At 63.7% G+C, this 8084-nt stretch carries 8 protein-coding genes; all 8 read right to left on the reverse strand.

The features are described from left to right. The coding region (locus NP3_RS38615) for an MCE family protein (protein WP_157124841.1) at positions 1-821 on the reverse strand (821 nt) is incomplete at its 3' end. Next, positions 818-2038, reverse strand: a complete 1221-nt coding sequence (locus NP3_RS38620) for an MCE family protein (protein WP_063046659.1) — start codon at positions 2036-2038, stop codon at positions 818-820. The genes NP3_RS38615 and NP3_RS38620, both read right to left, overlap by 4 nt. Next, the gene (locus tag NP3_RS38625) at positions 2035-3303 is read right to left on the reverse strand and encodes an MCE family protein (RefSeq protein WP_063046660.1); all 1269 of its coding nucleotides are present in this window, start codon (positions 3301-3303) and stop codon (positions 2035-2037) included. The genes NP3_RS38620 and NP3_RS38625 overlap by 4 nt, the downstream gene beginning before the upstream one ends. Next, positions 3300-4367: an MCE family protein gene (locus NP3_RS38630; RefSeq protein WP_063046661.1), complete on the reverse strand. Its 1068-nt coding sequence runs from the start codon at positions 4365-4367 to the stop codon at positions 3300-3302. The genes NP3_RS38625 and NP3_RS38630 overlap by 4 nt, the downstream gene beginning before the upstream one ends. Continuing rightward, complete coding sequence (locus NP3_RS38635) at positions 4364-5392, reverse strand: MCE family protein (protein ID WP_084509547.1); 1029 nt, start codon at positions 5390-5392, stop codon at positions 4364-4366. The genes NP3_RS38630 and NP3_RS38635 overlap by 4 nt, the downstream gene beginning before the upstream one ends. Then, positions 5389-6522 (reverse strand): MCE family protein, encoded by a 1134-nt coding sequence (locus tag NP3_RS38640; protein WP_063046664.1) that lies wholly within the window; start codon positions 6520-6522, stop codon positions 5389-5391. Before NP3_RS38640 ends, NP3_RS38635 begins: the two co-directional genes overlap by 4 nt. A gap of 99 nt (positions 6523-6621) precedes the next feature. Beyond that, positions 6622-7473 carry an MlaE family ABC transporter permease gene (locus NP3_RS38645; protein WP_040686323.1) on the reverse strand — a complete coding sequence of 284 codons (852 nt, stop codon included), beginning with the start codon at positions 7471-7473 and terminating at the stop codon, positions 6622-6624. Between the two features lie 4 nt (positions 7474-7477). Beyond that, on the reverse strand, positions 7478-8084 hold a 607-nt coding region (locus tag NP3_RS38650), incomplete at its 5' end, for an ABC transporter permease (protein WP_063046662.1).

Raw genomic sequence — 8084 nt, forward strand, 5'->3', positions numbered from 1 at the left:
CTGACCAGATTCGACAGCAGGATCGGCAGGGTCGGACGCAGGTCCTGGAACAGCGAACTCACCTGTTGTGCCGCGCCGGGCGTCTTCTCGATGACATTCCGCAGCGCCGGATCATGGGCGCGCAGTTGGTCGGTGACGGTCGCCAGGTCCTGGGTCCACGACCGGATCGCCGCATCGGACCGATTCTGCGTATCCAGCAGCGGCCCGATCTTTTCCAGCAGGTCCTTGGTCGGCTCGGCATTCGCCTGGGCCTCCTGCACCAGCAGCGATGCGGAATCGATGAACTTCTGCAGATCCGGTCCGGCCCCGTTGAAGGCCTTGAACGCATCGTCGATCACCTGCCGCAGCTTGGTATCGGCAATGCTGGACAGCAGACGATCGGAGCGATCGAGCACGGTGCCGATATCCTCGGGCAGCTCGGTGCGATCCACCGGAATCACCGAACCGTCGGAAAGGTTGCCGCCCTTGGCATTCGCGACCGGCACCAGATCGACGTACTGCTCACCGATGGCCGAGACGCTGCGCACCCACGCGTCGACATCGGACGGAATCTTGTAGTCGCTCTTGATGGACAGCTTCGCGTCCACACCCGTCGGGGTGAGCCGAACCTCTTCCACCTTGCCGACATTCGTGCCGCGGTAGGCGACATTGGCCGTCGGATACAACCCGCCGGTGGCCAACAGTTCGACCGTCACCTCGTAGCGGCCGATACCGAACATGGCGGGCAGCCCCACATAGGTACCGCCCATCACCACCAAGCCGATCACCGTCAGCACCGAGAAGATGGCCAACTGGATCTTGACGAATCGCGTGAGTTTCATCGGCCCGCGCCTTCCTGCCCGGCGGGCGGAACGGTGAGGCCGGGGATCGCGGGCAGACCCGGAATCGGCGGCAGCCCAGGGATACTCGGCGTCGGAGCCGGAGTCGCGCCAGGTGACTGCAGCGGTGCCGTCGCCGGATTGCTATTGCCCTCCGCCGTCCCGGCCAGACCGCCGAGTGCACCTTCGACCCCGCCGAAGCGACCGCCGAGCGGAGTGCCGGTGAGGAAGTTCGAATCCAATCGCTTGCCGGTGATGTCGACGGTCATGATCAGGTTCATGTAGTCGCCCTTGACCGCGTGATCGAGATTCTTCATCGGGAACGGGAAGGTGAAGAGTATCTTCATGACCTCGACCAGGCTGTTCCCGGTGCTGGCCAGCGTCTCAAGCACGGGCGCCAGATTCGCCAGATTCGCCTTCAGATTGTCCCCGCCCTGCGCGATGATCCGCTGCACCACATCGCTCAGATCACCGAGGGCGGTAAGGGTATGCGTGATGTCCTCGCGCCGATCGGCGAGCACGGTGAGCGCCGGATGGATCTGTTCGATCGCCGCGGCCACCCGATCCTTCTGCTTGGCCAGCGTGCCTGCGAACCGGTCCAGTCCACCCATCGCATCGATGATGTCCTTGGTCTGCGAATCCAGTGTGGTGGTCAGCTCGGTCAGTTGCGGCAGCAGATCCCGTATCGCATCCTCGCGACCGTTGAATGCGGCATTGAGTTCGTGGGTAATGGTTTCGAGCTGACTGATGCCGCCGCCGTTGAGCACCACCGACAGCGATGACAGGGTCTGCTCGGTGGTCGGGTAGACACCGGCCCGATCCAGTGGGATCAGATCGCCGTTCTTCAGCTCACCCTGTGCCGGAACATCTTTCGGCGCGGCGAGTTCGAGATGATTGCTGCCGAGCAGACTGGTCTGCCCGATTCGGGCGGTCGCATTGGCGGGCAGCTTCACATCGTTGTTCAACGAGACGGTGACCAGCGCGTGCCAGCCCTCGACCTCGATCTTCGACACCGTGCCGACCGTCACGTCGTTCACGCGGACCGGCGAATTGCGGGTCAGTGTGGTGACATTGGGCATCTGGATCTCGACTTGGTAGGCGTTGTCGCTTCCGGCCGTACCCGGCATGGGCAGCGAATTGAGCCCGTCCCACTCGCAGCCGCTGACTCCGAGCACAACGGCCAATCCGATGGCCGCACCGGCCATTCGCCTGCGCATCATCGTCCTCCTCCCGGAATGGCCAGCCCGGCGATACCGTTCGGCACCGTGACCGGATCCGATTGCGGCACCGAATCACTCGGCCCGCGCGCGGCCAGACTCGGCGGACTGTAGACGAGCTGATGCGGGAATGCGGTCTGATTGGAGACCGGATTAACAAGCAGCGGTGGGTAATTCATCATGAGCTGCTGAATGACCGGCGCCAGATACTGTCGGCACAGGGCGGCGCTCTGATCTGAACCATTCGCATCGTTCGCCTCTACCGCGCCGCAGAGGAAGGCGAACGGGTTGGCGAAGTTCGTCCCGACGACGGCGCCGGTGAGACTGCCCTGCGCGGGATCGTAGATCTGATAGAAGTTCGCCAGAGCTGTCGGCCCGGCATGCAATACCTGTTCGAGCTGGGGCCGCTTATCCGCGAGGATCTGGGTCACCTCGGCCAGCCGCTGCACACCCTCGGTCAGCGCCCCGCCGCGCTCTTGGATGAACCGCTGCACATCACCGACGGCGATGTCGAGATTGTCCAGTCCGGTACCGAGGTCACCGGATACGTTCGCGAGCACCGACGAGACCGAGGCGAGCCGACCGCCGAACTGCACGATCCGATCGTTGCTCTTGGACAGCACATCCACGAACTGCTGCAGATTGCGGATGGTGCCGAACAGATCGGTGCGCCCGTCCGACAACGTACTCAGCGTGTGCGACAGCTCGCGCAGGGTATCGCGCAACGCCTCCGCATTGCCATTGCCGAGATTGTCGGCGGCGGTATTCACGAACCGCCCGAACGAACCCTGCTTATCGTCGCCGACCGGACCCAATGTCGTCGCCAGCTTGGACAATTCGGCCTTGATGTCATCCCATTCGACCGGAACCGCGGTGTGCTCGATCGGAATCACGCTGCCGTCGTGCATTTTCGGCCCGCCGGTGTAGGCCGGGGCCAATTGGATGAATCGCGCCGACACCAGCGACGGTGAAATGATGACCGCCTTGGCGTCCGCGGGGATCTCGATGCCGCGATCGAGTGTCATCGCGACCCGGACCTGGTCTTTACCGGGATCGATGGAGTCGATCCGGCCGACCCTGACCCCGAGCACGCGCACCTCGTCACCGGCGTACAGGCCGGTCGTTGACGGGAAATACGCGGTGATCGAGGTCTTTCCGATCCGCGATATCAGTGACCACCCGCCTGCGATCACCAGCGCGGCGATGACGACCAGCGCGAGCAGCCGCACCCACCGCGGTGCCGAACGAACAGTGCGCAATGCATTCATCGCGGCGGCTCCTGAATCGCGGGCTCGATCGACGGCAACGCGGGGTCGGTCAGATATGCGCGGAAGGAGTCCGGCACATGCTGCGGCCACACCAGCGCGTCGACCAGGATCTGCAGGCCACGCGTGGTCGCGTTCGAGACATACGCCTGGAAGTACGGACCGCTGCCGACCTGCTCACCGAGCGCGGCCGAGAACGGGCCGAGGCCATCGAGTGCCTTCGACAGGTTGTCTTTATTGGATTGCAGCAGTGCGAGCACCGAATTCAGCCGGTCCAGTGTGGGTTTCAGCTGCGCCTCATTGTCGTTGACGAGGCCGGTCAGCTGTTGGGCCAGCCCGTTGATGTACACGATCAACTGACTGAGCGCGCCGCGCCGCCGATCCAATTCGCCGAGCAGGTCATTGCCGTCGACCAGCAGCGCGTTGATCTGATTGCTGCGATCGGCGAGCACCTTCGTGACGTTCTGCGCCCGGCCGAGCAACTCGGTCAGCGCCTTGTCCCTGGCATTCAGGCTGCGCGAAAGCTGGGTGACGCCGTCGAGTGCCGACCGCAGCGGGGCCGGAGTATCGGCGAAGGTCGTGGACAGCGCGTCCAGCGTCCGGTTGACCTGGTCCATGTCCAGGCCCTTGACGGTATTCGTCAGATCACCGAGCGCGTCGGTGAGCGAATACGGCGAGGTGGTGCGGTCCAGCGGAATCGTGTCGTTCGTCCGGGTCGAACCGCTGCCCGACGGAGTCACCTCGAGCGATTTGCGGCCGAGCACCGTATTGGTCTTGATGGCGGCACTCGTCTTATTGCCAAGCACGATTCCCTCGTCCAGCGTGAACCGGACGTAGACCTTCGCACCGTCCAGCTTCACCTGCTCGACGCGTCCCGACTTCACACCGGCGACCTGCACATTGTCACCGGGAACCAGTCCACCCGCATCGGCGAAGTACGCGGTGTAGGTCGCGCCGGAGCGGATGAACGGCAGCCGGTCGACCTGCAGTGCGGACAGTGAGACCGTGGTCGCGACGACAATGCCGATGATGCCGAGCGAGACCGCGCGTGATCGAGTTTCCTTCATCGGCTCTTCGCACACCTTCCCGTCGTCTGCATACCGGGCAGGGTGATGTGCATCGGCTTGCCGTCCGGCCCGTCGACAATGAAGTTCGTGCCGCACACGTACATATTCAGGAACGAACCGTAGGAACCGATCCGGACCAGCTTCTTGTAGGTTTCGGGCAGCCGGTCGAGCACCCACTGGACGGTGTCGGAGCCGTCGTCGAGAGTCGCGGCGACGGTGCCGGTCTGCTCGATGGTGGTCTTCAGATCCGGCCGGGCCTGCTGCAGCAGATCGGTCAGATCCCCTGTCGCACCGGCGATCCGCGGCAGCGCGGCGCCGATCGGATCCTTGTCCGCGGCCAAACCGCTGACCAGCCGCTGCAATTCCTCGAGTGTGGTGGCGAACTGCTGATCGCGGTCATCGATCGTGGCGAGCACGGTCTTCAGATTCTCGATCACGCTGCCGATCAACGCATCTCGATCGGCGAGGGTTTTGGCGAACGATCCGGAACTGTTCAGCAGCGCGACGAGCGTGCCGCCCTGCCCCTGGAAAACCTGGAGCAGCGCCTCGGTCAGATCATTGACCTGAGCCGGATCGAGGCCGCGCAGCAGCGGTTTGAAGCCGCCGAGCAACATATCCAGATCGAGTGCGGGCGAGGTCCGATCGAGGCCGATAGTGCTGCCCTTGGACATCACCTTCGCGGAGCCAGGCCCCTCCAGCAGTTCGAGATACCGGTCCCCGACCAGGTTTTCGTAGCGGATGGTCGCCTTGGTGCTGGTGTAGAGCCGGTACTTGCTGTCCACATCGAAATCGACGTGGGCGAGATTGTCCTTGCCGACATGCACCCCGGTCACCGAACCCACCGGCACACCGGCGATTCGAACCTTGGCACCGTCCAGCATGCCGGAGGAGTTGGTGAAGACCGCGTGATAGCCGGTCTCCCTGGCGAAGCGCATCTGGCTGAACACCACCACCAGTCCGGCCAAAACCAGCGCCATCACCAGTGTGAAGATCGTCAGCTTGACGGTTGTCGCGCGCGGTTTCACAGCTGCCCCACCCCCGGCAATCCGGCGAACAGCAACTGGAACACCTTGGGCCCGTTCAGATGTGTCGTCGTCGACGGGGTCCACACATGGCCCTCGGAAGTATCGGTGACCACGAAGTTCGCATGGCTGTCGGGCACCCGATCCAGCACGCCCTCGCAGTGCGGCCCGCCGGTGGCATTCACCTTCGGCAGATCCTGCGGGTACTGGTAGGCATCGGCGCCCGGCATGAAACTCGCGTTCAGCGGCACCGCGTCGAACCGTCCGCCGAAGATGTCCTCACCGATCGGGAGCACATTGGCCAGGCCGACGACCAGGCAGTACAGCGCTGGCTTGTAGTCGTCGAGCAGCTGGGTGGTCGGACGCAGCAGATCCAGCGCCGTCACCAGCGGCTGCTCGTTCTCGTGCAGCACCGAGCCGGTCGTATCGGCCAATCCGATGAGGTTGGCCAGCATCGCATCGACGTTCTCCTGCTCCTCGACGAGCGTTTTGGCCGTCACGGTCACGTTGTCGGTGGTGCGCAGCAGATCCGGCACGGTGTCGGCATACAGATTGGTGACGCCGGTCGAGGAGACCAGATCCCGTTGCAGCGCGGGCAGACTCGGATTGATATCGCGCAGGTAGGCATCGCTGCGAGCGAGCAGATCACCGAGCTTCTCGCCGCGCCCCTGGAGCGCGGTGCCAAGCGCCGACAGTGTGGCATTGAGCTTTTCCGGCTCGATCTTCTGCAGCACATCGGTCAGATGCTGGAACAGCGTATTGAATTCGACGGTCACCGATTCGGCCGTCACGGTCGATCCCGGCTTCAGCGGGGTCGACGAAGCCTGGTCCGGCGCGGTGAAATTGATGTATTTGGCGCCGAATACGGTGGTGGACTTGATATCCACGGTCGCATTGGACGGAACCATTTTCAGCAGTTCGGGATCCATCGCCAGCGTCAGCTTCGCACCGTCGGCGGTCTGCTCGATCTCCGAGACCCGGCCGATCTCCACACCGCGGATCTTCACCTTGGCGTCGGGATCGAGCACCAGGCCGCTGCGCGGCGCGTCCACCGTGACGGTCACCGTCTTGGTGAATCCGCCGAAGAACATGACCATCGCGATGGACACGACCGCAACCAGCGCGATCACCATGCCGAGCCCGGCGAGCTTGAGCCCGAGCCCACCGCGCAGTGCCGCGGCCCAGGCGGAAGTGTTTGGGCCGCTTCCCGATTGCTTCGTTGCCATACCGCTCTACCCGGAGAGATGGAAGTTGCCGGAGGTGCCGTAGATGGCCAGCGAGATCAGCAGTGTCACCGTGACCACCGCGACCAGCGAGGCCCGCACCGCATTGCCGACCGCGATCCCGACGCCGACCGGTCCGCCCGCGGCGTTGTAGCCGTAGTAGGTGTGAATCATCATGACCGCCAAGGCCATGAAGATCGCCTGGGCGAAGGACCAGAGGATGTCGCTTGGGATCAGGAAGGTGGAGAAGTAGTGGTCGTAGACGCCCGCCGACTGCCCATAGATGACCACCGTGGCGAATCGGCTGGCGATGAACGAGCAGATCACCGCGAGCGCGTACAGCGGCACGATCGCGATCATGCCTGCGAGCACCCGGGTGCCCACCAGATACGGCACCGGCCGGATCGCCATGGACTCGAGCGCGTCGATCTCCTCGGCCACCCGCATTGCGCCCAGCTGCGCGGTCGAACCCGCGCCGATGGTTGCGGCCAAACCGATTCCGGAGATCACCGGCGCCGCGATGCGCACATTGATGAATGCCGCGAAGAAGCCCGTCAGCGCCTCGACGCCGATATTGCCGAGCGAACTGTAACCCTGCACCGCGATGGTGCCGCCGGTGAACAGCGTGAGAAATCCGACGATGACCACCGTGCCGCCGATTACCGCCAAAGCGCCTGTGCCCATGCTGATTTCGGCGATCAAACGAATGGTCTCGGTGCGATAGTAGATCAGTGCGCGCGGGATGGAACCGATTGTCTGCGCGTAGAACACCGCATGTTTACCCAGCGAATCGAGCGAATTCGAAAAGCGACGCACTCGCCGCACGGTACGCGGGAAGCGGGATTGGATTACGAATGCCATCGCCTCACCGCGCCGCGAACTTGATACCGACGGCGGTGACCACGACATTCACCACGAACAGGGCCATAAAGGCGAAGACAACGGTCTGATTCACCGCATCACCGACACTCTTGGGACCACCTTTGACATTCAGGCCGAGATAACAGGCCACCAGTCCGGCGATCAGCCCGAACAAACCGGCCTTCACTTCGGAGATGACCAGCTCGGGCAGATGGGTGAGCAGCGTGATGCCATTGACGAAAGCGCCGGGATTCACGTCCTGCAGCAGCACCGAGAACAGGAAGCCGCCGACGATGCCGATGGTGCACACCAGGCCGTTCAACATCAATGCCACGAACATCGAGGCCAGCACCCGCGGCACCACCAGCCGGTGCACCGGGTCGATACCGAGTACCCGCATCGCATCGATCTCTTCGCGAATGGTTCGCGCCCCGAGATCCGCGCAGATCGCGGTGGCGCCTGCGCCCGCCACGATCAACACTGTGACAATCGGCCCGACCTGGGTGACCGCACCGAATGCCGCACCGGCGCCGCTGAGATCCGCGGCGCCGATTTCGCGCAGCAGAATGTTGAGCGTAAAGCTCACTAGCACGGTGAACGGAATCGCCACC

Source organism: Nocardia pseudovaccinii NBRC 100343, from assembly GCF_001613225.1.
In the GTDB taxonomy this organism is placed as follows: Bacteria; Actinomycetota; Actinomycetes; order Mycobacteriales; family Mycobacteriaceae; genus Nocardia; species Nocardia pseudovaccinii.

Excerpts from the sequence above, each read along its gene's own strand:
- NP3_RS38630 (WP_063046661.1), bottom strand. The coding sequence starts at position 4,367 with ATGAAGGAAACTCGATCACGCGCGGTCTCGCTCGGCATCATCGGCATT.
- NP3_RS38625 (WP_063046660.1), bottom strand. The coding sequence starts at position 3,303 with ATGAATGCATTGCGCACTGTTCGTTCGGCACCGCGGTGGGTGCGGCTG.
- NP3_RS38645 (WP_040686323.1), bottom strand. The coding sequence starts at position 7,473 with ATGGCATTCGTAATCCAATCCCGCTTCCCGCGTACCGTGCGGCGAGTG.
- NP3_RS38640 (WP_063046664.1), bottom strand. The coding sequence starts at position 6,522 with ATGGTGATCGCGCTGGTTGCGGTCGTGTCCATCGCGATGGTCATGTTC.
- NP3_RS38620 (WP_063046659.1), bottom strand. The coding sequence starts at position 2,038 with ATGATGCGCAGGCGAATGGCCGGTGCGGCCATCGGATTGGCCGTTGTG.